Origin of the sequence: Paenibacillus sp. FSL L8-0502, assembly GCF_038593055.1 — a bacterium.
Lineage (GTDB): Bacteria > Bacillota > Bacilli > Paenibacillales > Paenibacillaceae > Paenibacillus > Paenibacillus polymyxa_D.
The window spans coordinates 5,007,501-5,032,194 of sequence record NZ_CP151958.1 but is presented as its reverse complement, the minus strand read 5'-3'; the positions used below and the strand labels follow the sequence as shown (position 1 = coordinate 5,032,194).

At 44.5% G+C, this 24,694-nt stretch carries 39 protein-coding genes (1 of these 39 running past the window's edge); 37 read left to right on the top strand and 2 right to left on the bottom strand.

Going from position 1 to position 24,694, the window contains the following annotated elements; genetic code table 11:
* Nucleotides 1-17: 17 nt before the first annotated feature.
* The 35 genes from rplB (at nucleotide 18) to NSQ57_RS21885 (ending at nucleotide 21,887) form a co-directional block, all read left to right on the top strand.
* Nucleotides 18-848 (top strand): 50S ribosomal protein L2, encoded by an 831-nt coding sequence (gene rplB / locus NSQ57_RS22055; RefSeq protein WP_029514490.1) that lies wholly within the window; start codon nucleotides 18-20, stop codon nucleotides 846-848.
* Between the two features lie 72 nt (nucleotides 849-920).
* On the top strand, nucleotides 921-1,199 hold the full coding sequence (gene rpsS, locus NSQ57_RS22050; protein ID WP_029514489.1) for a 30S ribosomal protein S19: 279 nt from the start codon (nucleotides 921-923) through the stop codon (nucleotides 1,197-1,199).
* A 36-nt stretch (nucleotides 1,200-1,235) separates the two neighbouring features.
* Nucleotides 1,236-1,568 (top strand): 50S ribosomal protein L22, encoded by a 333-nt coding sequence (gene rplV / locus NSQ57_RS22045; protein WP_013312157.1) that lies wholly within the window; start codon nucleotides 1,236-1,238, stop codon nucleotides 1,566-1,568.
* A 13-nt stretch (nucleotides 1,569-1,581) separates the two neighbouring features.
* The gene (gene rpsC / locus NSQ57_RS22040; protein ID WP_013312156.1) at nucleotides 1,582-2,247 is read left to right on the top strand and encodes a 30S ribosomal protein S3; all 666 of its coding nucleotides are present in this window, start codon (nucleotides 1,582-1,584) and stop codon (nucleotides 2,245-2,247) included.
* Between the two features lie 2 nt (nucleotides 2,248-2,249).
* Nucleotides 2,250-2,684 carry a 50S ribosomal protein L16 gene (rplP, locus tag NSQ57_RS22035; RefSeq protein ID WP_007432576.1) on the top strand — a complete coding sequence of 145 codons (435 nt, stop codon included), beginning with the start codon at nucleotides 2,250-2,252 and terminating at the stop codon, nucleotides 2,682-2,684.
* Nucleotides 2,674-2,871: a 50S ribosomal protein L29 gene (gene rpmC / locus NSQ57_RS22030; RefSeq protein WP_007432575.1), complete on the top strand. Its 198-nt coding sequence runs from the start codon at nucleotides 2,674-2,676 to the stop codon at nucleotides 2,869-2,871. Before rplP ends, rpmC begins: the two co-directional genes overlap by 11 nt.
* A 50-nt stretch (nucleotides 2,872-2,921) precedes the next feature.
* Nucleotides 2,922-3,185 (top strand): 30S ribosomal protein S17, encoded by a 264-nt coding sequence (gene rpsQ / locus NSQ57_RS22025; RefSeq protein ID WP_007432574.1) that lies wholly within the window; start codon nucleotides 2,922-2,924, stop codon nucleotides 3,183-3,185.
* Between the two features lie 34 nt (nucleotides 3,186-3,219).
* Nucleotides 3,220-3,588, top strand: a complete 369-nt coding sequence (gene rplN / locus NSQ57_RS22020; RefSeq protein ID WP_007432573.1) for a 50S ribosomal protein L14 — start codon at nucleotides 3,220-3,222, stop codon at nucleotides 3,586-3,588.
* A gap of 36 nt (nucleotides 3,589-3,624) precedes the next feature.
* Nucleotides 3,625-3,978 (top strand): 50S ribosomal protein L24, encoded by a 354-nt coding sequence (gene rplX / locus NSQ57_RS22015; RefSeq protein WP_013312155.1) that lies wholly within the window; start codon nucleotides 3,625-3,627, stop codon nucleotides 3,976-3,978.
* 31 nt (nucleotides 3,979-4,009) lie between these two features.
* The gene (gene rplE, locus NSQ57_RS22010) at nucleotides 4,010-4,555 is read left to right on the top strand and encodes a 50S ribosomal protein L5 (RefSeq protein ID WP_007432571.1); all 546 of its coding nucleotides are present in this window, start codon (nucleotides 4,010-4,012) and stop codon (nucleotides 4,553-4,555) included.
* Between the two features lie 76 nt (nucleotides 4,556-4,631).
* Complete coding sequence (locus NSQ57_RS22005) at nucleotides 4,632-4,817, top strand: type Z 30S ribosomal protein S14 (RefSeq protein ID WP_010348808.1); 186 nt, start codon at nucleotides 4,632-4,634, stop codon at nucleotides 4,815-4,817.
* A 32-nt stretch (nucleotides 4,818-4,849) separates the two neighbouring features.
* Nucleotides 4,850-5,248 (top strand): 30S ribosomal protein S8, encoded by a 399-nt coding sequence (rpsH, locus tag NSQ57_RS22000; RefSeq protein ID WP_007432570.1) that lies wholly within the window; start codon nucleotides 4,850-4,852, stop codon nucleotides 5,246-5,248.
* Between the two features lie 33 nt (nucleotides 5,249-5,281).
* Nucleotides 5,282-5,824 carry a 50S ribosomal protein L6 gene (rplF, locus tag NSQ57_RS21995; RefSeq protein ID WP_029514488.1) on the top strand — a complete coding sequence of 181 codons (543 nt, stop codon included), beginning with the start codon at nucleotides 5,282-5,284 and terminating at the stop codon, nucleotides 5,822-5,824.
* 115 nt (nucleotides 5,825-5,939) lie between these two features.
* Complete coding sequence (rplR, locus tag NSQ57_RS21990) at nucleotides 5,940-6,308, top strand: 50S ribosomal protein L18 (RefSeq protein WP_007432568.1); 369 nt, start codon at nucleotides 5,940-5,942, stop codon at nucleotides 6,306-6,308.
* A 27-nt stretch (nucleotides 6,309-6,335) separates the two neighbouring features.
* Entirely contained in the window at nucleotides 6,336-6,833 is a 498-nt protein-coding gene (rpsE, locus tag NSQ57_RS21985) for a 30S ribosomal protein S5 (RefSeq protein ID WP_013312151.1), read from the top strand.
* Nucleotides 6,834-6,845: 12 nt separating this feature from the next.
* On the top strand, nucleotides 6,846-7,031 hold the full coding sequence (rpmD, locus tag NSQ57_RS21980; RefSeq protein WP_013312150.1) for a 50S ribosomal protein L30: 186 nt from the start codon (nucleotides 6,846-6,848) through the stop codon (nucleotides 7,029-7,031).
* A 43-nt stretch (nucleotides 7,032-7,074) separates the two neighbouring features.
* Nucleotides 7,075-7,515, top strand: coding sequence for a 50S ribosomal protein L15 (rplO, locus tag NSQ57_RS21975; protein WP_013312149.1), 441 nt, complete (start codon nucleotides 7,075-7,077; stop codon nucleotides 7,513-7,515).
* Nucleotides 7,515-8,813: a preprotein translocase subunit SecY gene (gene secY / locus NSQ57_RS21970; protein ID WP_013312148.1), complete on the top strand. Its 1,299-nt coding sequence runs from the start codon at nucleotides 7,515-7,517 to the stop codon at nucleotides 8,811-8,813. Before rplO ends, secY begins: the two co-directional genes overlap by 1 nt.
* Before the next feature lie 90 nt (nucleotides 8,814-8,903).
* Entirely contained in the window at nucleotides 8,904-9,548 is a 645-nt protein-coding gene (locus NSQ57_RS21965; protein ID WP_029514486.1) for an adenylate kinase, read from the top strand.
* Nucleotides 9,549-9,553: 5 nt separating this feature from the next.
* A complete protein-coding gene (locus NSQ57_RS21960) occupies nucleotides 9,554-10,093 on the top strand; it encodes a M24 family metallopeptidase (protein ID WP_069011496.1) in 540 nt (179 codons plus the stop codon).
* Between the two features lie 9 nt (nucleotides 10,094-10,102).
* The gene (locus NSQ57_RS21955) at nucleotides 10,103-10,411 is read left to right on the top strand and encodes a KOW domain-containing RNA-binding protein (RefSeq protein WP_013312145.1); all 309 of its coding nucleotides are present in this window, start codon (nucleotides 10,103-10,105) and stop codon (nucleotides 10,409-10,411) included.
* 2 nt (nucleotides 10,412-10,413) lie between these two features.
* Nucleotides 10,414-10,629 (top strand): translation initiation factor IF-1, encoded by a 216-nt coding sequence (gene infA, locus NSQ57_RS21950; RefSeq protein WP_006212898.1) that lies wholly within the window; start codon nucleotides 10,414-10,416, stop codon nucleotides 10,627-10,629.
* Between the two features lie 118 nt (nucleotides 10,630-10,747).
* Complete coding sequence (gene rpmJ / locus NSQ57_RS21945; protein ID WP_003333770.1) at nucleotides 10,748-10,861, top strand: 50S ribosomal protein L36; 114 nt, start codon at nucleotides 10,748-10,750, stop codon at nucleotides 10,859-10,861.
* Between the two features lie 21 nt (nucleotides 10,862-10,882).
* Nucleotides 10,883-11,251 (top strand): 30S ribosomal protein S13, encoded by a 369-nt coding sequence (rpsM, locus tag NSQ57_RS21940; RefSeq protein ID WP_007432560.1) that lies wholly within the window; start codon nucleotides 10,883-10,885, stop codon nucleotides 11,249-11,251.
* A 19-nt stretch (nucleotides 11,252-11,270) separates the two neighbouring features.
* Nucleotides 11,271-11,666 (top strand): 30S ribosomal protein S11, encoded by a 396-nt coding sequence (gene rpsK / locus NSQ57_RS21935; RefSeq protein ID WP_013312144.1) that lies wholly within the window; start codon nucleotides 11,271-11,273, stop codon nucleotides 11,664-11,666.
* Nucleotides 11,667-11,801: 135 nt separating this feature from the next.
* Complete coding sequence (locus tag NSQ57_RS21930; RefSeq protein WP_007432558.1) at nucleotides 11,802-12,746, top strand: DNA-directed RNA polymerase subunit alpha; 945 nt, start codon at nucleotides 11,802-11,804, stop codon at nucleotides 12,744-12,746.
* Nucleotides 12,747-12,780: 34 nt separating this feature from the next.
* Nucleotides 12,781-13,146: a 50S ribosomal protein L17 gene (gene rplQ, locus NSQ57_RS21925; RefSeq protein ID WP_013312143.1), complete on the top strand. Its 366-nt coding sequence runs from the start codon at nucleotides 12,781-12,783 to the stop codon at nucleotides 13,144-13,146.
* Between the two features lie 151 nt (nucleotides 13,147-13,297).
* A complete protein-coding gene (gene truA / locus NSQ57_RS21920) occupies nucleotides 13,298-14,083 on the top strand; it encodes a tRNA pseudouridine(38-40) synthase TruA (RefSeq protein ID WP_029514484.1) in 786 nt (261 codons plus the stop codon).
* Nucleotides 14,084-14,266: 183 nt separating this feature from the next.
* Nucleotides 14,267-14,704, top strand: a complete 438-nt coding sequence (rplM, locus tag NSQ57_RS21915; protein ID WP_013312141.1) for a 50S ribosomal protein L13 — start codon at nucleotides 14,267-14,269, stop codon at nucleotides 14,702-14,704.
* A gap of 20 nt (nucleotides 14,705-14,724) precedes the next feature.
* A complete protein-coding gene (gene rpsI / locus NSQ57_RS21910; protein WP_013312140.1) occupies nucleotides 14,725-15,117 on the top strand; it encodes a 30S ribosomal protein S9 in 393 nt (130 codons plus the stop codon).
* Between the two features lie 1,341 nt (nucleotides 15,118-16,458).
* Nucleotides 16,459-17,151, top strand: coding sequence for a phosphoadenylyl-sulfate reductase (locus NSQ57_RS21905; protein WP_342425303.1), 693 nt, complete (start codon nucleotides 16,459-16,461; stop codon nucleotides 17,149-17,151).
* Between the two features lie 54 nt (nucleotides 17,152-17,205).
* Nucleotides 17,206-18,375 carry a sulfate adenylyltransferase gene (sat, locus tag NSQ57_RS21900; protein WP_342425302.1) on the top strand — a complete coding sequence of 390 codons (1,170 nt, stop codon included), beginning with the start codon at nucleotides 17,206-17,208 and terminating at the stop codon, nucleotides 18,373-18,375.
* A 68-nt stretch (nucleotides 18,376-18,443) separates the two neighbouring features.
* Entirely contained in the window at nucleotides 18,444-19,220 is a 777-nt protein-coding gene (gene cwlD / locus NSQ57_RS21895; RefSeq protein ID WP_029514481.1) for an N-acetylmuramoyl-L-alanine amidase CwlD, read from the top strand.
* A 60-nt stretch (nucleotides 19,221-19,280) separates the two neighbouring features.
* Entirely contained in the window at nucleotides 19,281-20,387 is a 1,107-nt protein-coding gene (locus NSQ57_RS21890) for an Mrp/NBP35 family ATP-binding protein (protein ID WP_342425301.1), read from the top strand.
* Between the two features lie 139 nt (nucleotides 20,388-20,526).
* Nucleotides 20,527-21,887 (top strand): IS1182 family transposase gene (locus tag NSQ57_RS21885; RefSeq protein WP_340954273.1). Its coding sequence is split into 2 segments (ribosomal slippage): nucleotides 20,527-21,094 and nucleotides 21,094-21,887, totalling 1,362 coding nucleotides; the frame shifts between segments, so codons are not numbered across the junction.
* 112 nt (nucleotides 21,888-21,999) lie between these two features.
* Here NSQ57_RS21885 and gerD read toward each other — a convergent pair.
* Both gerD and pdaB read right to left on the bottom strand, forming a co-directional pair.
* Entirely contained in the window at nucleotides 22,000-22,746 is a 747-nt protein-coding gene (gene gerD, locus NSQ57_RS21880) for a spore germination lipoprotein GerD (protein ID WP_029517534.1), read from the bottom strand.
* Nucleotides 22,747-22,852: 106 nt separating this feature from the next.
* Complete coding sequence (gene pdaB, locus NSQ57_RS21875) at nucleotides 22,853-23,632, bottom strand: polysaccharide deacetylase family sporulation protein PdaB (protein ID WP_342425300.1); 780 nt, start codon at nucleotides 23,630-23,632, stop codon at nucleotides 22,853-22,855.
* Between the two features lie 98 nt (nucleotides 23,633-23,730).
* On the opposite strand from pdaB, the gene NSQ57_RS21870 reads away from it, so the two are divergent.
* Both NSQ57_RS21870 and NSQ57_RS21865 read left to right on the top strand, forming a co-directional pair.
* Entirely contained in the window at nucleotides 23,731-24,345 is a 615-nt protein-coding gene (locus tag NSQ57_RS21870) for a stage II sporulation protein M (protein WP_029517533.1), read from the top strand.
* Nucleotides 24,346-24,537: 192 nt separating this feature from the next.
* On the top strand, nucleotides 24,538-24,694 hold the 5' portion of the coding sequence (locus NSQ57_RS21865; RefSeq protein ID WP_013312131.1) for a hypothetical protein. The gene runs 74 nt beyond the window's last position; the window shows 157 of its 231 coding nt (coding positions 1-157); it begins with the start codon at nucleotides 24,538-24,540; the stop codon falls past the right edge of the window.

The window sequence follows — 24,694 nt, the reverse complement described above, 5'->3', positions numbered from 1 at the left end:
GTAAGGAGGGAAACTCAGTGCCAATTAAAAAGTATAAACCAACGTCCCCGGCCAGACGTGCTATGTCTGTATCTACTTTCGAGGAGATTACAACTAATCAGCCCGAGAAATCGTTGCTGGCACCTCTGAGCAAGCAAGCTGGACGCAATAACCAAGGTAAAATTACGGTTCGTCATCATGGCGGCGGACACAAACGTAAGTACCGTATTATTGACTTCAAACGTAACAAAGATGGAATACCGGGCCGCGTTGCTACGATCGAATATGATCCAAACCGTACGTCCAACATCGCACTTATCCACTATGTGGATGGTGAAAAACGTTACATCATCGCTCCTAAAGGTCTGAAAGTAGGAGACGAAGTGGTATCCGGTGCAGGTTCCGATATTAAAATCGGTAACTCTTTGCCATTGGAAAACATTCCAGTAGGTACGGTTATCCACAACATCGAATTGAAACCGGGTAAAGGTGGCCAACTCGTTCGTGCCGCTGGTACGGAAGCCCAACTTCTTGGTAAAGAAGAAAAGTATGTTACAATTCGTTTGACTTCTGGTGAAGTTCGCCGCATTCTGAAAGTTTGCCGCGCGACAATCGGTTCTGTAGGTAACGAAGACCATGAACTGGTGAAAATCGGTAAAGCTGGTCGTAGTCGCTGGTTGGGACAACGTCCTGAAGTTCGCGGTGTTGTAATGAACCCTAACGATCACCCACACGGTGGTGGTGAAGGTCGCGCTCCAATCGGACGTAAATCTCCAATGTCTCCATGGGGTAAACCAACCCTTGGTTACAAGACACGTAAAAAAGGTAAAGCATCTGATAAGTACATCGTTCGTCGTCGTACTAAGTAATAAAACGTGCGCTTAAGTCGCACGTTAACATATTAAGGAACGACTACGTTTTAACGAAGGGAGGATTCATAAATGGGTCGCAGTCTCAAAAAAGGACCATTCATTGATGGTTACCTGTTGAAAAAAGTAGAGGTTTTGAACGAGTCGGAGAAAAAAGTGGTAATCAAAACTTGGTCCCGTCGCTCTACGATTTTCCCGCAATTTATCGGACATACGTTTGGTGTATACGATGGCCGTAAACACGTGCCAGTATACGTAACGGAAGATATGGTCGGACACAAATTGGGCGAATTTGCTCCAACACGTACGTACAAAGGCCATACGGATGACGATAAGAAAACAAGAAGATAATCAACACAGCGTAGTGTTTGAGAGGAGGTAAACTCAATGGAAGCAAAAGCACATGCTAAATCCGTACGGATTTCTGCTCGCAAAGTGAAACTTGTTATCGATTTGATTCGCGGTAAGCAGGTTGGTGAGGCGATTGCAATTCTTCGTCACACTCCAAAGTCCGCTTCTCCAGTCGTTGAGAAATTGTTGAATTCTGCGATTGCAAATGCAGATCACAACTACTCTTTGGACGTAAATAAATTGGTAGTATCTCAGGTTTTTGTAAACCAAGGTCCTACAATGAAACGATTCCGCCCGCGTGCAATGGGTCGTGCAAGCCGTATTAACAAACGCACCAGTCATATTACTCTGGTGGTATCTGAAAAATAAGGAGGGAAAACGTGTGGGCCAAAAGGTAAATCCCGTCGGACTCCGAATCGGTATTATCCGTGATTGGGAATCCAAATGGTATGCAGGCAAAGATTTCGGTGATCTTTTGCTGGAAGACGTTAGAATTCGTGAACATCTGAAAAAAAGATTGAAAGACTCCGCTGTATCCCGTGTTGAAATCGAGAGAGCAGCTAACCGTGTCAATGTAACGATTCACACTGCGAAACCAGGTATGGTTATCGGTAAGGGTGGTTCCGAAGTTGAAAATCTGCGTAATGAAATTACTAAAATCGCAGGCGGTAAAAAGGTGCACATCAATATTTCTGAAATTAAAAATCCTGAACTGGACGCAATCTTGGTTGCTGAAAGCATTGCACAACAATTGGAACGTCGTGTTTCTTTCCGTCGTGCTTTGAAACAAGCGATTCAAAGAACTATGCGTTCCGGAGCAAAAGGAATTAAAACTCAAGTAGGCGGACGTCTTGGCGGTGCCGAAATCGCTCGTTCCGAAGGGTACAGCGAAGGAACTGTTCCACTGCATACGCTTCGTGCCGACATTGACTATGGTACAGCGGAAGCTCATACTACTTACGGCCGTCTTGGCGTAAAAGTATGGATCTATCGTGGAGAGGTTCTTCCTCCAGCTAAGAAACAAGCTCCTCAGGAAGGAGGCAACTAATCATGTTGGTACCAAAACGCGTAAAACATCGTAAACAACAACGTGGTCATATGAAGGGTCGTGCAAAAGGCGGTACTACACTGAACTTTGGTGAGTACGGTTTGCAAGCTACTGAACCTGCATGGATTACTAACCGTCAAATCGAAGCTGCTCGTATTGCGATGACTCGTTACATCAAACGTGGTGGTAAGGTTTGGATTAAAATTTTCCCTGATAAACCAATTACTCAGAAGCCTCTTGAGGTTCGTATGGGTAGTGGTAAAGGTAACGTAGAAAAATGGGTTGCAGTAGTGAAACCAGGCAAGATTATGTTTGAACTTGCTGGTGTTCCGGAAGAGATTGCTCGTGAAGCAATGCGTCTTGCCGCTCACAAACTGCCAATCAAAACTAAGTTTGTGAAACGTGAAGAATTGGGTGGTGAAGCAAATGAAGGCTAGTGAATTCCGCAACCTAACCACTGCTGAAATCGAACAAAAGATCTCCGGTTTTAAAGAAGAACTTTTTAACCTTCGTTTTCAACTCGCTACCGGTCAGCTTGATAACCCGACTCGGATCGGCGCTGTGCGTAAGGAAATTGCTCGTGCTAAAACTGTGATCCGTGAAAGAGAACTTGGGATTAGCTAAGATATCAGACCGGGTGGAAAATCCGCCTGTAATTAGGAAGGAGGCCAACAATGAGCGAACGTAATGCCCGTAAAGTATTAGTCGGTAAAGTAGTCAGCGACAAAATGGATAAAACGATTGTGATTGCTGTAGAAACTTACAAAAAACATGATCTCTACCATAAACGCATTAAAGTAACTAAGAAATTCAAAGCTCATGATGAAAACAACACTGCACAAATCGGTGATACTGTTAAAATCATGGAAACTCGCCCTTTGTCCAAAGACAAAAACTGGAGACTGGTCGAAATCGTTGAAAAAGCTGTTATAATCTAATGTAGTGTAGTTTTTCCGAAAGGAGGATAAATAAATGATTCAACCATTTACACGTTTGACTGTAGCTGACAATTCCGGCGCGAAGGAACTGATGTGTATCCGTGTGCTCGGTGGTACGGGACGTCGTACAGCTCAAATTGGTGACCTGATCGTTTGTTCCGTAAAACAAGCAACACCAGGCGGCGTTGTCAAAAAGGGTGATGTAGTAAGAGCGGTTGTTGTTCGTACTAAACGTTCTATCCGCCGTAAAGACGGTTCCTACATCGGATTTGACGAGAACGCAGCAGTGGTCGTTAAAGAAGACAAGAGCCCACGTGGTACTCGTATTTTCGGACCAGTTGCTCGCGAACTTCGTGACAAGGACTTCATGAAAATCGTTTCCTTGGCTCCGGAAGTGATCTAAACTCACCTTAAAATGTGCCCGTAGGAGGTGTACGAAATGCCAAAAGTGAAAAAAGTTCTGGAATCCCATAACAACAAGCTGCACGTCAAAAAAGACGACACTGTTCTGGTGATTACAGGTAAAGATAAAGGTAAAAAAGGTCGCGTTATCGCTGCTTACCCTCGTCAAAACCGTGTGCTTGTGGAAGGTGTTAACATGATTAAAAAACACCAAAAGCCTAATCAGCTGAATCCACAAGGCGGCATCATCGAGAAAGAAGCTCCGATTCACGTTTCCAACGTTATGCACATTGATCCGAAGAGCGGAAAAGTAACCCGTGTTGGTTACAAAGTTTTGGACAACGGAAAAAAAGTGCGCATTGCAAAACGTTCTGGCGAAGTGATCGACTAATTATTTTTTAAAGAAAGGAGGTATATGATTCATGGCTACAACAAGAATGAAAGAACGTTTCTTGAAAGAAATCACTCCTGCTTTGATGCAGAAGTTCAACTATACAACAGTGATGCAAGTGCCTAAAATCGAGAAAGTTGTAATCAACATGGGTGTTGGCGACGCAGTCCAAAACTCCAAAGTGCTTGATTCAGCTCTCAACGACATGCAGCTGATCGCTGGTCAAAAGCCAGTAATCACTCGCGCGAAAAAATCTATCGCAGGTTTTAAATTGCGTGAAAACATGCCAATCGGTGTAAAGGTAACACTTCGTGGCGAGCGTATGTATTATTTCTTGGACAAATTGTTCAACATTACTCTTCCTCGCGTACGTGACTTCCATGGTGTATCAACAAAAGCTTTCGACGGACGTGGTAACTACACGCTTGGTCTGAAAGAACAGTTGATCTTCCCGGAAATCGAGTATGATCAAGTTGATAAAGTTCGTGGTATGGACATCGTTATCGTAACGACTGCCAAAACTGACGAAGAGTCCCGTGAGCTTCTGACTCAGCTGGGCATGCCTTTCGCAAAATAATGTTGGCATAACGTTTCGGGCGTCTGATTTTAAAGACACCCTGTTCTCCGAAACTATTTAGGAGGTGTCAGGCTAAGTGGCAAAAACTTCGATGAAAGTCAAACAACAACGCGCACCAAAGTTTAAAGTTCGTGCTTACACTCGTTGCGAGCGTTGTGGTCGTCCACATTCGGTACTGCAAAAGTTTAAGATCTGCAGAATTTGCTTCCGTGAATTAGCTTATAAAGGCCAGATTCCTGGCGTGAAAAAAGCAAGCTGGTAAAAAGTCCTGTTTGGGAAGGAGGTTTATACACAATGACTATGTCTGATCCAATTGCAGATATGCTTACTCGTATTCGTAACGCGAACACAGTTCGTCACGAAACAGTAGAAATGCCTGCATCTACAATGAAAAAACAAATCGCCGACATCCTGAAACGTGAAGGATTCATTCGTGATGCGGAATTTGTTGAAGATAGCAAACAAGGGATCATCCGTATTTTCTTGAAATACGGTGCGAACAACGAGCGTGTTATCACAGGTTTGAAAAGAATCAGTAAACCAGGTCTTCGCGTTTACACGAAGAGCAATGAGATTCCACGCGTACTGGGTGGACTCGGGATCGCAATCATTTCAACATCCAAGGGTATCATGACCGACAAAGAAGCACGTCAGTCTAAAGCCGGCGGAGAAGTTGTTTGCTACGTTTGGTAAGATAACGTTTAAAAGATAGGAGGTGCAACAGATATGTCCCGTATTGGTCGTAAACCAATCACAGTACCAAGTGGTGTTGACGTGACTTTGAACAACACAGCGATCACAGTTAAAGGTCCTAAAGGAACATTGACTCGTGAGCTTCATAAAGACATGTCCGTTACTGTGGAAAACAATGAAATTAATGTAGTTCGTCCTTCGGACAACAAACTTCACCGCTCTTTGCATGGAACAACCCGCAGCGTTGTCAGCAACATGGTAAGTGGTGTAACTGAAGGATTTTCAAAATCTCTGGAGCTGGTTGGGGTCGGATATCGTGCAAGCAAATCCGGAGATAAAATCGTTCTGAACGTTGGATATTCTCATCCGGTTGAAATCACACCGGAAGCGGGCATCGAATTCGAAGTTCCTTCGAACACTAAAATCATCGTTCGCGGAATTGATAAAGAGCGTGTAGGTGCCTACGCTGCTAAAATTCGTTCCGTTCGTGAACCTGAACCGTACAAAGGTAAAGGGATTAAATACGAAGGCGAGCGCATCATCCGTAAAGAAGGTAAAGCCGGTAAGAAGAAATAAGTTTCTTACCGACTTTGTGCGGTCTTTCTGCTGGAAGGACTTCGTACTTCTTTTTTACCCAGTGCGTCTTAGTATAAAGTTTTAAAAGGCAAACTGAAGGGAGTGAAAACTTGAGATGATTACAAAACAAGATAAAAATAAAGCACGTGTCAGAAGACATCTGCGTGTACGTAAGAAAATCGAAGGTACGGCTGTACGTCCTCGTTTGAACGTATTCCGCTCTTCCAAGCATATCTACGCACAACTGATTGATGATGTAGCTGGTGTAACATTGGTATCTGCATCCACTATGGATAAAGAACTGAGCAGCGAAATCAAAAACGGCGGTAGTGTAGAAGCAGCTCGTAAGGTTGGCGAACTCGTTGCTAAACGTGCGAAAGAAAAAGGTCATGCTAACATCGTATTTGACCGTGGTGGATACTTGTATCATGGACGGATTCAAGCTTTGGCTGATGCAGCTCGCGAAGCAGGCCTTGAATTCTAAGACATTTCTCAAAAGGAGGTTAACGACTTGCGTGTAGATCCGAATACTTTGGAACTGACTGAAAGAGTAGTAAATATTAATCGTGTAGCTAAAGTTGTCAAAGGCGGACGCCGTTTCAGCTTCAGTGCTCTGGTAGTAGTGGGCGACGGCAACGGCTGGGTAGGCGCTGGAATCGGTAAAGCTGGCGAAGTACCTGATGCAATTCGCAAAGGTATTGAAGATGCTAAGAAAAACCTGGTTCACGTTCCACTCGTAGGAACAACAATTCCTCACCTTGTTACAGGTAAGTTCGGTGCTGGCCGGGTTCTGTTGAAACCGGCATCGGAAGGTACTGGAGTTATCGCTGGCGGTCCGGTTCGTGCTGTACTGGAACTTGCTGGTGTAGGTGATATCTTGACAAAATCTTTGGGTTCTTCGAATTCCATGAATATGGTCAATGCGACTTTGGAAGGTTTGTCCCGTTTGAAACGCGCTGAAGAAGTTGCAAAATTGCGCGGCAAATCCATCGAAGAGCTGCTGGGCTAAGGAGGGAATATCATGGCGAAATTAGAAATTACCCTCGTTCGTTCGTTGATCGGCCGTCCTGGTAATCAGAGAACGACTGTTAAAACGCTCGGCTTGCGTAAAATCAACCATAAAGTAGTTCAACCCGACAATGCAGCTATTCGCGGGATGATTAATCAAGTTAGCCATTTGGTTTCTGTTAAAGAAATTGAGGCTTAAGTAATAAAGTATTTTAACAATAATCAAGGAGGTGCAACGAACGATGAAGTTACATGAGCTTTCCCCAGCTCCAGGCTCCCGCAAAGAACGTAAACGTTTGGGTCGTGGTCCTAGTAGCGGTACGGGTAAAACTTCTGGTCGTGGTCATAAAGGTCAAAACGCTCGTTCCGGCGGTGGTGTACGTCCGGGCTTCGAGGGTGGTCAAAACCCACTGTATCGTCGCTTGCCTAAACGCGGTTTCGTAAATCCTACTCGTAAAGAGTATGCGGTTTTGAATATCGAAGATTTGAACAGTTTTGCAGCGGGTACAGAAGTAAGCCCTGAGTTTTTGCTGAACAATGGCATTGTGAAAAACGCCAAATCCGGAATTAAAATTCTGGGTAACGGTGAAATCACTGTGAAATTGACAGTTAAAGCGAACAAGTTCTCTCAATCTGCGGTAGAGAAAATTGAAGCTGCCGGCGGTAAAACCGAGGTGATCTAATGTTCAAGACCCTGAAAAATATATGGCGGGTTGAGGATCTTAGAACCCGAATCCTGTTCACCCTGTTTATACTCTTTGTATATCGTATTGGCTCCTTCGTGCCGGTTCCCGGCGTGAACAAGCAAGTCTTTACTTCTCAGGATCAAGCAGGAAGCGAGTTGTTTGGACTCCTTAACACCTTCTCAGGGGGCGCATTGTATCAGTTTTCGATCTTTGCCCTCGGGATTATGCCATATATTACAGCGTCCATCATTGTACAGTTGCTGTCAATGGACGTGATTCCGAAACTTGCGGAATGGGCTAAACAAGGAGAGCATGGTAAAAAGAAGTTGGCTCAAATTACGCGTTATGGTACGGTAATACTTGGCCTGATTCAAGCATTCGGAACGTCGATTGGCTTTAATCGACTGTACGGTGCAGCGATGATTCCAGGAGCCACTTTTGCAGATTATCTGGTCATTGCCATTGTGCTTACAGCAGGAACTACGTTCCTTATGTGGCTCGGTGAGCAAATTACCGAAAAGGGAATCGGCAATGGTATCTCTATTGTTATCTTCGCAGGGATTGCGGCGGGTATTCCAAGACATATTCGGACGGTTGTAGAATCTCAGTTTATTCAGGCGGATCAGCTGTTTATGAATATTCTGAAGGCAATTATAATTGCTCTGGTGATTGTTCTGATTATTGTTGGTGTTATCTACATCCAGCAAGGTATTCGGAAAATCCCGGTACAATACGCGAAACGTGTAGTTGGCAACAAAATGTACGGTGGCCAGAATACGCATATTCCGATGAAAATTAATGCGGCAGGCGTTATTCCGGTAATCTTTGCGGTATCATTGCTGCAATTCCCGACAATTATTGCGAGTTTCTGGGCAGATCATGTTTGGGCTAAGTGGGTTACCACTTACTTGTATTATGACAAGCCGCTGGGCATGGTTTTGTATGTCGTAATGATTATCGGTTTCACATTCTTCTATACCTTTGTACAGATGAATCCGCAGCAAATGGCCGACAATATGAAGAAAAACGGCGGTTATATTCCGGGAATTCGTCCGGGTAAAGCCACGGAGAAATACTTGACACGAGTAATGTCACGTTTGACAATGACAGGAGCTTTGTTTCTGGCAGTCATATCCGTTTTGCCGGTATTCTTCGGTTCGCTTTCGGGCTTGCCTCGTTCCGTGCAAATTGGCGGTACTTCATTGCTCATCATCATTGGTGTAGCATTGGATACAATGAAGCAAATCGAAAGCCAACTGATCAAACGCCATTACAAAGGCTTCATCAACAAATAGGCAATAGGTACCGGCTTAGGATGTTCGCATGCTTACCGGCACCTTTTGTGCTGTTTCTTGTGTAGGGGTCGTCTTGAGGAGTGACAGATTGTGAATATTTTGATCATGGGCCCTCCGGGGGCTGGTAAAGGTACACAAGCAGATGTCATTGTGAAGGAATTCGGCATTCCTCATATCTCGACAGGTGATGCTTTTCGCCTAGCGATGAAACAGGGAACACCTATTGGCATTAAAGCTAAAGAATATATCGACAAGGGTGAACTTGTTCCGGATGACGTAACAATCGGCATCGTTGAAGAACGGCTGCAACAGCCAGATTGCAAGAAAGGGTTCTTGCTGGACGGTTTTCCAAGAACTTTGGCTCAGGCTGAAGCCTTGGATCAAATTTTGGGTCGTTTGAATACGAAGCTAGATGACGTTATTAACTTGAAAGTGGATAGTGACAACTTGTTGGCACGAATCACAGGACGGCGGGTTTGTAAAACCTGCGGAACTAGCTATCATATTGTCTTTAATCCTCCTAAGGTTGAAGGCATTTGCGACAAAGACGGTGGGGAACTCTATCAGCGTCCTGACGATAATGAAGATAGCGTAAGAACACGACTTGACGAATATAGTAATAAAACAGCACCACTCCTCACGTTTTATGAGAACCAGAATCTTCTGCGTCATATCGACGGAGAACAGGATATTGATGTGGTTTCCCAAAATATCGTGTCCTTGTTGCGGGGTTAGCTGTAATGATCATTTGCAAGTCGGGGGCGGAATCAAGCTTTATGAGGAAAGCTGAGAGAATAGTTACGGAAACGGATCATTTCTTGGCAGGACACATCGAGCCCGGTATTACGACCGGTGAACTTGATCATTTAGCTGATCGGTATATTCGCAGTCAGGGAGCTGTGCCGTCTTTTAAAGGTTATAACGGTTTTCCTGCTAGCATTTGCGCTTCAGTCAACGAACAACTGGTGCACGGATTTCCCGGCAAACGCAAGTTAAACAAAGGCGATATCATCGCGAAAACTCGCCAGTTTACAATGTCGCATGCCATTCGGCAATATATTGAGAATCCAAACCGTGGTATTCCTGAGCAGGGGCCGAGGCTGAAAACCGGCATTGTGCTGGCTATTGAATCTATGATTCAAATAGGTTCTCACCATGTAGGGACGCTGGAAGACAACTGGACGGTCGTTACGATGAACGTAACCTCATGTGCTCATAACGAGCAAGCGGTGACGTGCGAAACGGGCGGCATGGACATTTTCACGAAACTGAGTGCGTAGGTGATTGGAATGATTCAGCAAGGAAACCTGCAAATCGGTCAGCTGGTGAAGATTCTGAAAGGCAGAGGTGCCGGACAGATTGCGGTTGTCGTTTCAGTAGCAGATAGCAGGTTTGTATATATTGCGGATGGGGATAAACGAAAGTTTGATCAAGCGAAGAAGAAAAATGTTCTTCATTTGGTGCCTCAGCCAAAGATTAGTAGCGAGATTGTAAACAGTTTAAACGAAAGCGGTCGGGTGACGAATGGAAAGCTGCGCCATGCAGTGAAAACTTTCCTGGATTCGTCCGAATACCAAGCTGAAGAGAAAGGAGACTGACTTTGGCCAAAGAAGATGTCATTGAGGTTGAAGGTACGGTAATCGAGCCACTGCCGAACGCTACGTTCAAGGTAGAGCTGGAGAACGGTCATCAAATTCTTGCTCATGTTTCCGGAAAGCTGCGGATGCACTTTATCCGTATTTTGACAGGCGACAAGGTGGTTGTACAGTTATCGCCTTACGATTTAACCAAAGGCCGTATAACGTACCGCAAGTAATTCATGCAGGTTTTTATTAAACGTATATCATTTAAAAAAACTTGTTTTGCTCGGCAAAACGATGTGAATGTTCACGAAGCGAGTTTTACCAGGGTAAAGCTTGGAGGAGGTAATCAACATGAAGGTAAGACCTTCTGTAAAACCTATTTGCGAAAAATGCAAAGTCATTCGCCGCAAAGGGAATGTAATGGTTATTTGCGAAAATCCGAAACACAAACAAAAACAAGGTTAATAGAAGGGGGTGTAGCGTAAAATGGCTCGTATAGCTGGTGTGGATTTGCCACGTGACAAACGCGTTGAGATCGCCTTGACTTACATTTTCGGAATCGGTAAAACGACTTCTCAGAAAATCTTGAAGGAAACAGGCATCAGTGCAAACACGCGTGTTCGTGATTTGACTGAAGATGAAGTGAGCAAATTACGTGAAACGATCGACAAAGAAGTTAAAGTAGAAGGCGATCTGCGTCGTGAAATTTCCTTGAATATTAAACGTCTGACTGAGATTGGCTGCTACCGTGGTGTTCGTCACCGTCGTGGGTTGCCTGTTCGCGGACAACGTACTAAAACTAATGCTCGTACGCGTAAAGGTCCTCGTCGGACTGTAGCGAACAAAAAGAAATAAGAAGGGAGGATAACATTCAATGGCTAAACCGAAAAAAGTTGTACGTACAAAACGCCGTGACCGTAAAAATATCGAGACTGGCGTGGCACACATCCGTTCCACGTTCAACAACACGATCGTTACGATCACAGATCCACACGGTAACGCAATCTCTTGGGCCAGCTCAGGCGGCATGGGATTCCGTGGTTCCCGTAAATCTACTCCATTCGCAGCGCAAATGGCCGCAGAAACTGCTGCTAAAGCTGCTATGGAACACGGCATGAAAACTGTCGAAGTCATGGTTAAAGGACCTGGTGCAGGTCGCGAAGCAGCAATCCGCTCTTTGCAAGCTGCTGGTTTGGAAGTTAACCTGATCAAAGACGTAACTCCGGTACCTCATAACGGATGCCGTCCTCCAAAACGTCGTCGCGTCTAATGAGATTTCTCCTCTGCGTGTAGTATAGATCCGGCACAAACTGCCAAGAATGGATGTTTAGGTATACTGCATGATAGACTATGGATAAGGTGAATGTTTCATATAGGAGCGACGTTTTGAAGGAGGGATATTGCAGTGATAGAAATCGAAAAGCCGAAAATTGAGACGGTTGACGTCAATGATGATGGCACCTATGGAAAATTCGTAGTAGAACCGCTGGAACGCGGATACGGTACGACGCTTGGAAACTCGCTTCGCCGTATTCTGTTATCCTCGTTACCGGGGGCAGCAGTCACATCGGTTCAAATCGATGGGGTTCTGCACGAGTTTGCAACGGTTCCCGGTGTGAAGGAAGACGTAACGGAGATCATTCTGAACTTGAAAGCTTTATCGCTTAAAATCCACTCGGATGAAGAGAAAGTACTCGAAATCGATGCGGAAGGCGAAGGAGTTGTAACGGCAGGAGATATCCGTGCGGATAGTGATGTGGAAATTCTTAATCCGGATCTTCACATTGCTACGCTCGGACCGGGTTCGAGACTTCACATGCGTATTTTTGCCAATCGCGGTCGCGGTTACGTTAAGCAGGATCGGAACAAACGTGATGACCAGCCGATCGGCGTCATTCCCGTCGACTCCATCTACACTCCGATTGCACGCGTGAACTACGGCGTAGAAAATACGCGTGTCGGCCAGGTTACGAATTATGACAAGCTGACACTTGAGGTTTGGACTGACGGAAGTATTCGTCCCGAGGAAGCAGTGAGCCTTGGAGCCAAAATTTTGACCGAGCATGTGATGTTGTTCGTGGGTCTCACGGACGAGGCTAAAGATGCTGAAATTATGGTTGAAAAAGAAGAAGACAAGAAAGAAAAAGTTCTTGAAATGACGATCGAAGAGCTGGATCTCTCCGTCCGTTCCTATAACTGCCTTAAGCGCGCTGGTATCAATACGGTACAAGAACTCACGACTAAATCTGAAGAAGATATGATGAAGGTCCGTAACTTGGGTCGCAAATCTTTGGAAGAAGTACAAGAGAAGCTCGAGGAACTTGGTTTAGGACTTCGTACGGAAGAATAGTACAGCAACGTTTTTGTGAAGGAGGGGAAATTACATGGCATACCAAAAATTGGGCCGTAACTCCAGTGCCCGTAAAGCTTTGTTTCGTGATTTGGTAACCGATCTGTTCTTGTATGAGCGTATCCAAACTACTGAGGCTAAAGCAAAAGAAGTTCGTTCTATTGCTGAAAAACTGATCACCAAAGCGAAAAAAGGAGATCTGCACGCACGTCGTCAAGTGGCTGCGTTCGTTCGCCGTGAAACTTTGGATGGTGAGCAGGATGCAATCCAAAAGCTGTTTAGCGAATTGGCTACACGTTACACTGAGCGTCCAGGTGGATACACTCGTATCTTGAAATTGGGACCTCGTCGTGGCGACGCCGCTCCAATGGTATATCTGGAATTGGTTGACCGCGCGTAAACAGGCGAAGATGAGGGAAGGGTGGACAGAATCGGCTTGATTCTGAACAACCCTTTTTTTCTCTTGGAGGAGTCCTTGAGGGACTTCTCCTTTGTTATGTTCGGTTATTCCTTGTAAGGCCAGAGAATACCCCTATAAAGGTGTGAGAAGCATGCGGAACTTGTGCATGAAGGTGAACTATGACGGAACCCACTATGATGGCTTTCAGACGCAGCCTAACGGTAACACTATTCAGGACTGCCTTGAACATGCTATCTACTCATTGACGGGCGAGCGTCTTAAAATTACAGGCTCAGGCCGTACAGATGCAGGTGTACATGCATACGGGCAGGTATTCAATTTTCACACTGAATCGCCGATTCCAATACAGCGCTGGTGTCTGGCACTTAATGCCTGGTTGCCTCGTGATATCATCGTTACGGATGCGAGAGAGGTGCCAATGTCCTTTCATGCACGCCGCATGGCGAAGCGGAAGACATATCGGTACAGTATTAATGCGAACCGGTTTCCGGACATCTTTCACCGTCGTACACAGGCCCATCATCCAACGAGTCTGGATGTAAGAGCGATGGAGGAAGGGTTGGCTCATTTAGTTGGCACCTTTGATTATACTTCGTTCGCATCTCGACGTTCCCAAAAGACGAATCATGTTCGCACTATTTACGAAGCCTATATGACAGTAGACCATTCCTTTTCACGTCCGGGCTCGGATGATCAGGGAATTATCCATACTTATATTACAGGTAGCGGATTTTTGCAGCACATGGTTCGGATTATTATGGGGACTTTGCTGGAAGTGGGAGAAGGCAAAAAATCGTCGGATGATATTCCTTCCATTTTGGAGGCGAAAAATCGTTCAAAGGCTGGACCTACGGCCGTCGGACACGCTTTAACTCTCTGGAATGTAGAGTACGACGAAAACATCAAAAAACATTGATTTTACTCTTGCGGAATTGATGGTTATCCTGTAATATAAAAGTTGTGTTTTCTTAATGGCTTTCCCACAGCCCCAATTAAGATAATCACTTTAAAGTAACATCTAATCCATCAATAATGCAGCAACTTAACGAACGAAGATAAATGATGATTTCTGTTAACGAACTTAAGGAGGATACTTTTCATGCGTACTACGTATATGGCGAAGCCAAATGAAGTTGAGCGCAACTGGCACATCATTGATGCCGAAGGCAAAACGCTCGGCCGTCTGGCAAGCGAAGCGGCTGCGTTGATTCGCGGCAAACACAAGCCACAATTTACACCACATGTGGACACAGGTGATTTTGTTGTTGTAATCAATGCGGAAAAAATCGTATTGACCGGTAAAAAAATGGAGAACAAGAAATACTACCGTCACTCCCTGCATCCAGGTGGTCTGAAAGTAACGGTTGCACAAGAAATGGTTAAGAACAAGCCTGAGCGTATGTTGGAATTGGCTGTTCACGGTATGCTTCCTAAAACTCGTCAAGGCGAGAAAATGAAGCTGAGACTTAAAGCTTACAGAGGCACTGAGCATCCACATGCAGCACAAAAACCTGAAGTTTACGAACTTCGCGGATAATTAAAAGGGAGGACAGTTTCATGGCACAAGTACAATACTATGGGACAGGTCGTCGTAAACATTCGGTAGCTCGTGTTCGTCTCGTACCGGGTGAAGGACGCATTGTCATCAATAAGCGTGATATTAATGAATATTTCGGTTTGGAAACTCTCAAACTGATCGTAAAACAACCACTGAACCTTACAGAAACAGTTGGCAGCTATGACGTACTCGTTATTGCTCATGGTGGTGGTATCTCTGGTCAAGCCGGCGCAATTCGTCACGGTATTTCCCGTGCTCTGTTGAAAGCAGATCCAGAATTCCGTCCAGCTTTGAAAAAAGCAGGCTTCTTGACTCGTGACCCACGTATGAAAGAACGTAAAAAATACGGTCTCAAAGCCGCTCGTCGTGCACCACAGTTCTCGAAACGTTAATATTTCGAATACAGAAGAACCTTTTCCTTATGGAAAGGGTTCTTTTTTATTTAGTCATTTCCTGATCCTTATCCACATGTGGATAAGGAGACCTACTCTATAAATTACAAGCTTCAGCATGTTTCAGCGAATACATAAATAACCGCATGCAAATGCACGGAACACGAAAAGTTATCCACGATCGAATTGAAGATGATATTGTTATACACAAATACAGTTTGCAATTTCAACGCAGTTTATTCTGTAATGTGTATAACCTGTGACTAAAAATATAATGTTCGGCTGTTCAATATAGCCTCATTTTAATATTCTCTGCTAATTGCTGTTTCACGAGGGATACTTTGCTTTCACTTGTTTATGTGAAGTCCTCCTTGATATGTTCTGGCTGGCACTGTCTATGCCTCTTGTACAGCTGTTTTGTGCGTAGCTAGGGATACAGCAAGGAATACCTCTTTTTATTTGTGTGCACGGGGCAGAACGACGGTCCTTAGCCTAGCACTGCCCCTTCCTAGCTACTGCAATTGCAACGGCGATGACCTGGTAATGGAAATAGTCTATTCAGTAATCGCTTCAAACTATAACTGGGAGCACAATGTATTGTCCGACTGTCTACCCTCATAAAATCGCCCTCATTGATGACAGGCTTTAAATAGGCTTCCAGTAGCGATAAGAGTCTTGCTTGTGTTCAGTGATCAATTCCTCGGGAATTGCCGCTACGAGCGCTTTAGGATTGAATAGAGGTGTAATAAGAGTTCAGCGTGCAGTCATTTCTTTTGTAATTTTCAGAATGAAGGCATCGCTGACGCTAGAGCTCCAGAATAGTATAGTATTTCATCTGGTAAAAAAATTTGAGTAAAGGCTATTTTGCCTTTGAATTCATCTGAACCTCGTCCACATACCAACTTCATCTTTGGAATGCAAAATAAGAGCTCTGAAACCTAAAGTTATTTTCACTTTCCTCGGTTAGCATCCTTCGATAATCTTAGATTCAGAAACGATGCTTGCTTTCTTCTACAGATGGTTCTTGCTTGATCAAAGCAACCCAAAGCTGTTCAGCATTACCGATATGCTGCCGCGCAATGTGCCTATGGGCCATTCCAAATGGTTGGTATAAGAATATTTTATATAAAGTCAATGAACTTGGTTGGATACGCAAGAAAGCATTAAAGAATGCTGACAGAACAACATTCCTACAAGTTTGGGTGGATAAATGCTTGCAGCAGGACATTTTGCCTTGGATTGACAATGATTAAGAAAGTTTTATACTATATTTAATCTTATTAGTTTAGTCGGTATTGGAGTAACACTATTTATGAATCTTCATATGGAGGCGCATTGATAATGAATTTATTGGAGAAAGAAGCGTTGATTAGAGTCAAGGCAATTGAACTGGAAGATGCTACGCCAGAGGAAATTATCCAGTATGCTGTTCTTACATTTCCCAATCTTACCTTTGCTTGTAGCTTCGGAGCAGAAGATGTAGTACTAGTAGACATGCTTCAAAAAATTAGCCCTTCCACCGACATTTTTTACTTGGACACCGACTTTCATTTTCAAGAAACTTACGATACGCGAGATCAGATGAAGGCCAGGTACAACTTGGATTTTGTTAGAGTCTCTCCCTTAATTACTCCCGAAGAGCAAGCGGCTAAACATGGAGAGGAACTGTGGAAAACAGATCCTAACACATGTTGTGGTATACGCAAAGTTGAGCCGCTGACACGCATTTTGTCGCAATACGATGCATGGATTACCGGTATTCGCCGCGATCAGGCCCCTACCCGTGCGAATTCAAAAAAGATAGAGTATGATGAAAAGTTTGGACTCGTCAAATTTAACCCCTTGGCAAGCTGGACATCCGAGGATATATGGAACTATATCCGCACTCATGAAGTGCTGTATAATCCATTGCATGACCGCAATTATCCCAGTATCGGTTGTGAGCAATGTACCCGTGAGGTCCTACCAGGTGAAGATCCTCGTGCAGGTCGCTGGTCTGGCAATGAGAAAACGGAGTGCGGGCTCCATCAATAAAATGATATTCAGGTAGCTATGAGTCATATTTATGAAGAAGAAGGGAAGTGCATTATGACTGCAATTCTTCCGCATGGCGGAACACTTGTTGATAAAATCATTACAGGACCGAAGCAAAAAGCACTTTTGCAGGCCGCAGAGGATTTGTTTCCTATCCGTGTAAACTCATGGACCATTTCTGATCTGGATTTGATTGGAGTGGGGGCTTTCTCTCCTTTGACGGGGTTTATGAATGAATCTGACTATCGGTCAGTGGTAACAGATATGCGTCTTGCCGATGGTACAGTCTGGAGTATTCCCATTACTCTTGCAGTTGCAGAAAGTATAGCCAGTGAATTGAAATTAGGTCAGCAGGTGGCTTTAGTGGGGGAAACAGACGGTACCATTTATGCTGTACTTAATATTGAAAGTATTTATCAGGTAGATCAGGCTGAGGAAGCCAGAAGAGTATTCAAGACGGATGACCCGGCTCATCCTGGCGTAAACAAACTGTTAGATCGACCTGCTACGTATGTTGGTGGATCTGTGCAAGTGCTGAATCGGCCGGAGGCCACACAATTTAGTGAGTTTTACTATACACCATCACAGACACGCGACTATTTTGCAGAAAAAGGCTGGAAAACAGTGGTCGGTTTTCAAACACGAAATCCGGTACACCGAGCACATGAGTACATCCAAAAAAGCGCGATGGAGATTGTGGATGCATTGTTTCTAAACCCACTCGTTGGTGAAACCAAGTCAGATGACGTTCCGGCAGATGTGCGTATGAAGAGCTATCTGGTGCTGCTGGACAATTATTATCCGGCTGATCGGACTTTTCTGGGGGTATTTCCTGCTGCCATGCGATACGCGGGCCCTAGAGAGGCCATTTTTCATGCTATTGTGCGAAAGAACTATGGCTGCACCCATTTTATTGTTGGAAGGGATCATGCTGGTGTAGGAGACTATTATGGTACCTACGAGGCACAGGAAATTTTCAGGCACTTTACACCTGAAGAGCTGGGGATTACTCCATTGTTCTTTGAACACAGCTTTTATTGCACCCGATGTGGAAACATGGCTTCAAGTAAAACATGCCCACATCCCAAGGAGCAACATTTAACGCTCTCGGGCACCAAGGTACGGGAATTGTTGCGCTCTGGGGTTTGCCCGCCACCTGAATTTACACGACCGGAAGTTGCTCAAGTGCTGATTGAAGGTATGAAGGAATTTGTTCATGCCTGAGTTGTACTATCTACACGCCTCGTCCCATATAGATTATTAGTATCTGTATAGGACGGAGGCGTTTTGTTATGCAAAAAAATAATCGTAAAAACGAGGTTACACTGTGGATTCGCTATCGGACGTTGCAAAAAATGCTGTTGGGCTGTTGCCTCGCCGTTCTATTTATTACGCTGGCATTGTATGAGATACCTGCTTCGAGAGCTTGGACCCATTGGAGTTTACCCCTTACAGGTAAAGTAATTGCCATAGATGCTGGACACGGAGGGCCTGATGGAGGGGCGGTTAGCAAAGAAGGGATTATTGAAAAGGATATTAATCTGGCAATCGCTTTTTATTTGCGGGATTATTTACAGCAAGCAGGTGCTGTTGTTGTCATGACACGTGAGGATGACCGTGACCTGGCGCAGCAAGAAACGAAAGGTTATTCCAAAAGAAAAACGGAGGATTTGAAGCAGCGTGTGCGTATAATTGAGGAGCAGAAAGCAGACCTCTTTCTAAGTATTCATATGAACAGTATCCCGTCGAGCCGTTGGAGTGGAGCCCAGACCTTTTACGTACCTAACCATGCAGATAACGAGAATTTGGCGTCTTTAATTCAGGAAGAGATCAAACGTAACTTGGAAAATACGGACAGAGTGGCTAAGACCGTGAACACAGTTTATTTATTGAAAGCTCTCAAAATGCCATCAGCCCTTGTTGAAGTCGGATTTTTGTCCCATCCAGAGGAGGCCAGACGACTAAGTGACGTGAACTATCAAAGACAGGTGGCGGCGTCCATATATAAGGGGATTTTGCGTTACTGTGCCGGGGAAAAGGGGATCTCACCAGCACCTGAGGCCAGATAGTGGTATACTGTAAGTGTTTACCACTCCGTAAATTCATCAAAGCAGAGGTGCTGATAAATCATGCAATCAAGAGAGCAAGTTATAGAGTTACTTCAACAAGTACGGGAGCCTTATACAGGACGCCGTCTAGTCGATCTCCATTTTATTCGGGATGTGGTTGTTAAAGAGGATCGTGTATCCTTGACCGCTATTAGTCTGAATAACCAGGAAGAGACGCTTGCAGAACTGGAGCGGGAAATCCGGCAGACTTTAGAAGAGGCGGGATTAAGTCACGTCCATATTCGTATTCGTGAGGCATCTGAGCATGAAAAGTCCGCAATTCAAGCTGGGGAGAATACCGAGGACGCCGCTGACCCGGTTTTGACCAAAGGACATGCTGTCGGTATGGAAGAACATGAGCTGCTTAACCCAGCATCTGGCGTCCGGTTTATTGCTATTGCAAGCGGAAAAGGTGGTGTCGGAAAATCGACAGTAGCTGTAAATTTGGCTGCTGCTTTAGCTAGACATGGGAAGCGTGTGGGTTTAATTGATGCGGATATCTATGGATTCAGTGTGCCGGATATGATTGGAGTAGAGGATGTGCCTTCTGTCGAAGAGGGTATCATTCAGCCAGTGGAGCGATTTGGTATCAAAATCATGTCTATGGGCTTCTTTGTCAGAGAGAACAACCCGGTGATCTGGAGAGGTCCCATGCTGGGGAGAATGCTCAGACAGTTTTTTAGTGATGTCGAATGGGGAAAACTGGACTATATGATTCTCGATTTACCACCAGGCACTGGCGATGTAGCGCTTGACGTACATCAAATGATTCCGCAGAGTGAAGAAATCATTGTCACTACTCCACATGCAACGGCGGCTTTTGTAGCTGCACGTGCAGGCGCAATGGCGCTTCAAACGGATCATAAGGTCATCGGTGTTGTGGAGAACATGTCTTATTATGTGTCCTCCACTGGAGAAAAGGACTATGTTTTTGGGCGAGGAGGAGGGGGTATGCTGGCAGACACTCTTCATACAAAACTTCTTGCTCAAATTCCGCTGGGTATTCCAGATAATCATCCGTCAGAAGCCGACTTTTCTCCATCAGTATATAAATCCGAGTCGGCGACAGGAGCCATTTACAATGATATTGCTGCTCAAATTATGATCTTGCACACGAAATCTAAATAAAGAAAAAAGGCTGGTTTTTAAACCAGCCTCAGGCTGTCGAGAAAGTCTCGACAGCCTATTTTATGTTAATTTTGTTTAAGACGACACCGCGTTAATGTTGTATAATATAGGTAACTATTGTAGAAGGGATGGTGTTGATATGCTACGTTCCAACCGCGAAAAACAACAATCCTACGAATTTGTTTCCATCGAAGATCTGGTTCCTCAAGATCACTTGCTCCGCAAAGTAGATAAGTATATCGATTTTTCGTTTATCGATGATAAAGTTCGGCCACTGTATTGTGCAGACAACGGGCGTCCTGCCATTGATCCTACCGTATTGTTTAAAATGATCTTTCTCGGTTATTTCTATGGCATTCGCTCAGAACGGCAACTCGAGCGAGAAATTCAGACGAACCTAGCTTATCGTTGGTTTCTGGGGTTGGGCTTAACGGATAAAGTTCCGGACCATACGACGATTAGCTGGAATCGTCGCACTCGCTTTAAAGACACCACGATCTTTCAAGATATCTTCGATGAAATTGTGCTGCAGGCGATCTCTCACCGAATGGTGGGTGGGCGTGTTCTCGTCACCGATTCCACACACGTCAAAGCCAATGCTAACAGGCACCAGTACATCAAAGAACAAGTGTTGCAGAATACTAAAGACTATATGGACGAGCTGAACGAAGCGGTGAAGGATGACCGGAGAAACCACGGAAAAAAGCCTTAAAATCCCGAGAGGAAGTGAACGAAGAAAAAGAAATTAAAGTGAGCAAAACAGACCCGGACAGCGGCTATATGATCCGTGATGGCAAGCCCGAAGGCTTCTTCTATCTGGACCACCGCACGGTGGATATGAAGTACAATCTGATTACGGACGTGCATGTGACACCAGGGAATGTACATGATTCTGTCCCCTATTTGTCCCGTTTGGATCGCCAAAGAGAACGTTTTGGTTTTCAAGTAGAAGCTGTTGCACTAGATTCAGGTTATTTAACAACGCCGATTTGCCGAGGTTTGCAGAACCGAAAGATTTTTGCCGTGATTGCTCACCGAAGATTCCATCCCAGACAAGGACTGTTTCCGAAATGGAAGTTTGAATACGATGCCAAACGCAATGCGTATAGATGCCCAGCCCAACAGGAACTGCCCTACCGAACGACGGACCGTAAGGGATACCGGCAGTATGCCTCTGACCCAGCTCAGTGCCAGCATTGCCCACTGCTAAGTCAGTGTACCCAGTCTCGAAACCACCGCAAAGTGGTGACTCGGCATGTCTGGGAAGACAGCAAAGAGTGGGTACGGAGCAACCGGCTGAGCCCATCTGGTAAAAAGCTGTACCGCAAACGAAAAGAGACGATTGAGCGAAGCTTCGCGGATGCCAAAGAGCTCCATGGGTTTCGCTATTGCCGTTTGCGCGGTCTTCCAAACGTCAGGGAACAAGCCCTTATGACGGCAGCCGTGCAGAACATGAAGAAGATGGCGATCCACCTAGATCGCCTGGAGAAACAGGGGTAACCCCCCCTGCTTCTCCAGAGACCAGAGCATTATGATGTAAAAAAGAAACCCACGTCTCAAAATGACGGGGTTTCTCGACAATCTGAGGCTGGTTTTTAAACCAGCCTTTTTATTATTGGCTTCCTCCTTGTTCTCCTTCGCCCCCACCTTCGCCGCCCCCACCACCTTGCTTATCGCCGCCTGCACCGCCTTGCTCACCACTTTTTTTCTCAACCTTGGGTTGAAGCTCCTCTTGTACGACGGTTTTGAGTAAATTCATAACCTCAAGTCGGAAAATCGGATTTTGCATGGCATCATGCATGACTGTCATAGATTGTTTGCGATATTCAGGGGTTTTAGTTAAGTCCATATACATTTTGGTTAATTCTGGCGACTTGAGCATTGCTTCAATTGATTTTTGATAAGAAGGGTCTTTTATAAGTTGCATATGAAGCTGTTTGCTTTGGCTGTTGATGGCTTTGGCAAATTCTCCGGCAAAACGCGGATCAGTCATAATCTTTTCGATTTCTTTTTTATATTCAGGTGATATCAAAGTATCTTTGACTGCGATCTTCATCTGCTCAGCCGATTGCATGGGCATAAGCATCTTCATTCCCATGCTGCCACCAGCCCCACCACCAGATCCACCCTCTTCACTGCTTTGACCGGATTGTCCTTCTTTGGATGAACTGTTTTCCCCAGTTAAAGCTTCCTCTACCGCTTTTTTTCCGTCATCACTTTTCAGGATATCGACAACCATCGTTTTCATCTCTTTATAACTGTTCTGGGGGGGCGCAGAACCCTGATCCGAGCCGCATCCACTCAGTGCAACGCCCAGTACGCATACCGTGCTAACAAATCGCAAACGAGTCCAATTCATGGCCGTATTCCTCCTTCATCATGAATGTGGATAGTATGCGGATGAATGGGGAGAAATATGTCGATTTGCTTTTGGTTTTTAGCTGAGAACGATGTAAAATAACTCCTTAAAGACCCAGTGCCTGATCGCGTACCTCTTTGCCTTTTACTGTACCCTGTTGAAGCAGTTCAGATACAGTCACGAATTCATAGCCCTGTGCACGCAACTTGTCGATAATGGCGGGCAAGGCTTCATGCGTTTGTTTACAGGAATCACTGGCATGCAGAAGGACGATATCGCCAGGATGCGCTTTATTTACAACACGGTCGATTATGACCTGAGTACCAGGGTTTTTCCAATCCAGGGAATCTGTATCCCACTGAATGGTTTTGTAGCCTAAAGTGCCGGCAACCTGAAGGACCCTTTTATCAAAGTCGCCATTAGGCATACGGATCAACTTCGGGGACTGTCCCGTCAGTTCGGTTAATGTGGTATGAGCAATTGAAATCTGCTTACGAATATCTTCATCGCTTAAGCTACTGTAATTTTCATGTTTATGGCCATGACTGCCGATTTCAAATCCACTTTCTTTAATCTGATTCACAAGCTCTGGATGTGTTTTACTCCAAGGGGCAGAAAGGAAAAAGGTGGACTTGGTCACTTTTTTATCCTCAAGGACTTTTAAGATGGGGGCAGTACGCTTATCTCCCCAACTAATATCAAAGGTGAGAGCGATCAACTTTTTGTCCGTGGGTACACTATAAATAGCGGTTGGTGCTTCCTCGGAAAAAACCGTAACATTATCGGTTTCTACATAAATGACTCCAACGGTAAAGACGGCTGCAGCCATTACGATTAAGAATCGTTTGATTTTTTTACCGTTTAATACATAGAAAAAAGAATTCATGGTTAATAACGCTCCTTTCATCCTAGAAGTGCTTGTTTACTTAAAGCTATGCCGGGGGTTGTCAATTATTCCATTGGACTAATAGGAGGAATTATCAAATGGGACTAAAAGCTTTTTTTCACGATTTACACACGACAAGACGGCTAATTTTTATCTCTGCAATTCTTTTCTGCACAAGTATTATAGTGGGATGGTTAAGTACAGGCACTATTCAATCCATGCTGGCGCAACAAATGAAGGGGCTGGGAGAAGTAGCGCAGCGCTTGCAGAATTCTGAGCATCCACAATGGAGTTTTTTTGTATTTATCTTTTTCAATAATGCAATTAAATGTGTGCTGGTTATATTTATGGGGGCTGTATTTGGAATCGTACCGTTTATATTTTTGATTGTGAACGGTATGGTATTAGGGTTCGTAGTACACTTGCAGACAGATATAGGAAGAAGTATCTATGAGGTTGTTGTAAAAGGGTTACTGCCTCATGGTGTGATTGAATTGCCAGTTTTGATTATCGCCTGTGCTTTCGGATTGAAGTTCGGAATCAACATAATGTCTACTATAGGTACAAGCATAGGGCTAAAGCGTAAAGAAACTGGCCTGTCGTGGGATGTATTTATGAAACAAACGTTGAGGGTGTCTATATGGTCTGTCATCTTACTGCTTATAGCAGCTGCAATTGAGAGTGGCATAACTTATCGTTTATTGTCACAATAAAATATTATGGCCAATTATTTATATATTTCTTGAAAATTGAACATAACAAAGGGGAGAGCCTAAAGAGAAGCTAAAGATTAATCGGGGTAAGTTTGAAACCTTAGCAGTTGAGTTTAAAAACAGGTAAAGATTGGAACAATAGTTGAGCAAATATAAGTACTTTATAATCTGCTGATAAGGGAGTATGGTCATATGTTGGGAATGCTGTTTAACGAAAAAGAATGCAAGGAACTTGACTACGTTCTTCGTAAGGAGCTAGATGAAATGCTGCTTGATATGAGCGATACTCGATTGGATCAAGATATTCGCTACGCAATCGCACTTCGATATAAAACAGTCTTCCGCATGT